Here is a 2297-nt window from a genome sequence, read left to right on the forward strand (position 1 = left end):
TTCTTATGTGACCCACTGCATGACCCGTCTGCGCTTCAACATAAAAGACAACAGTTTGCCGAAAGACGATGAACTAAAAGCGATCCCTGGCGTACTGGGTGTGGTCCGATCCGGCGGGCAGCTGCAGGTCATCATCGGTCAGACAGTCGATCATGTCTACAATAATCTGGTGAAGATCGGAAACTTCCAAACGAACAATCCGCTTTCGGAAGACCTGGATAAACCGAAGGAAAAATTGACCTTGAAAAAAATCGGCAGTAATATTTTGGATGCACTCGCCGGCTGCTTGACGCCATTGATTCCACTATTGGTAGCCGCCTCCATGTTCAAGATGCTCGTTGCTATATCGGGCCCTGGCATGCTGAATGTGCTGACCGCGGAGTCCGATCTTTATACGTTATTCACCTTTGTCGGGGATGCAGGCTTCTACTTCTTCCCTATTTTCATCGCCTACACGGCTTCCATAAAATTCAAGGCGACGAGCGTCATCGCCATGTTCTTGGGGGGCATCATAATCCACCCCACGCTTATCCAGTTTGTCACTGAAGGCCGCCCGTTTACGGTCTACGGCGTTCCGGCCCAGATCCAAAATTATTCCAGCACAGTCATTCCGATCATTTTGTCGGTATGGATCATGTCCTATGTGGAACGCTTCTTCAAAAAACATATCCCTAGCGCACTGAAGACCATCTTTGCGCCTACCTTAACCATCGCCGTCATGATTCCTTTGACATTGATTATCCTTGGACCGACCGGGAATTTCGTAGGCAATTACATCTCCCAAGGTATCTTGGCCTTCGGTAATCTCGGCGGTATCGGTCAAATATTGGCAATCGGGCTGATTGGAGCCTTGTGGCAATTCCTTGTGATGACCGGCATGCACATAGTGATGATCACGACCATGATTATGGTCTTCACTACCACCGGTTCGGATAACCTGGTAACTCTGGGCGCCGTTTCAGCCAGCATGGCTGTTACTGGCATGTGTTTGGGGGCCGCGTTGTCCATCAAAAACAAAGAAGACAGGAGCTTGGCCTGGAGCTATGTCATTGCAGCCTTCATCGGGGGCGTGACCGAACCCGGTTTGTACGGCATTGCCGTAAAATACAAACGGCCATTCATCGGCTTGATGGCCGGCGGTTTTGCCGGCGGAGTCTATGCTGCCATGACAGGCGTGACCGCCTATGCGATGGTTCCTGTCGCAAACTTCCTGGCGCTGACTGCTTACGCGGGCGGTTCTACCGGAAACTTGATTAACGGTATCATCAGCGGCCTTATTGCTGTAGTGGTGTCTGCTGTAGTCACCTATCTTGCAGGAGCAGAAAAGAAAGTGGGTGTACTGAATGAATCTCTTAGTACGAGCAGATGATTTAGGCTATTCAGAGGCGATCAACTATGGCATCGCCAAATCCGTCATCGACGGCATCGTCAAAAATGTCGGCGTGATGGTCAACATGCCCGCGACTGAACACGGCTTGGGCTTATTGAAGGATGTCGAAGTATGCTACGGTTGCCACACAAATATTTGTGTCGGTAAACCGTTGACGGATCCGGCGCTGATTCCGAGCATCACAACTGCTGATGGCTATTTTAAACCCTCTAAAGATTACCGCAGTGCTACGGAGGATTTTGTGGTGCTGGAGGAATTGATGATCGAAATCGAGGCGCAATACCAGCGCTTCGTCGAACTGACGGGCCGCCAACCGCAATACTTTGAGGGCCATGCCGTGGCCAGCCCCAATTTTATGAAGGGTTTGGAATTGATTGCCACTAAGCACGGCCTGAAATATTCTGGCATTTCATTTGATGAAAAGCCGATAGTCGTGAACGGCAAAAAGGTGTACATTTCGATGGACAGCATGGGACCGGATTATGATCCCTTCGAAAGCCTGAAAAAATTGACCGAACATCCGCATGCGGACGGCGTCGAAATGATGGTGCTGCACCCCGGTTATCTGGATGCCTTTATCCTGAACACATCCAGCCTGACCATCCCCCGCACACTGGAAGTCGAGATGACCATCTCTGCCGAAACGAAGGCTTGGTTGACGGATCATGCTGTCCGTTTGCTCACTTATGACGATCTTTAAGACGAATCTTTAGACAGAAAAAACAGCCAGCGCCCTTCTCAGCGCTGGCTGTTTTGTCGTATTCTTTTTCTTATTTCCCGATCAACGCAATGATCTCCTCTAGAACAGCTTCCCCGTCCAGGATCTCATAATTTTCCCTCGAAATCAGCTTGTAAGGCACTGCCGTATAAGTCAAGAAATCCTTCAGCCGCGCGATTTCGTATTTGG

Annotated in this window: 2 protein-coding genes; both read left to right on the forward strand. The window is 49.9% G+C overall.

Annotated features, from left to right (window positions below; all coding sequences use genetic code 11):
• Positions 1 to 1369, forward strand: a 1369-nt coding sequence (locus WBV27_RS04035; RefSeq protein ID WP_424199643.1) for a PTS transporter subunit EIIC, incomplete at its 5' end; no start/stop codon positions are given.
• On the forward strand, positions 1344 to 2090 hold the full coding sequence (locus tag WBV27_RS04040; RefSeq protein ID WP_424199645.1) for a ChbG/HpnK family deacetylase: 747 nt from the start codon (positions 1344 to 1346) through the stop codon (positions 2088 to 2090). The genes WBV27_RS04035 and WBV27_RS04040, both read left to right, overlap by 26 nt.
• The last annotated feature ends 207 nt before the right edge of the window (positions 2091 to 2297 follow it).

Source organism: Trichococcus sp., from assembly GCF_049589555.1.
GTDB lineage: Bacteria > Bacillota > Bacilli > Lactobacillales > Aerococcaceae > Trichococcus.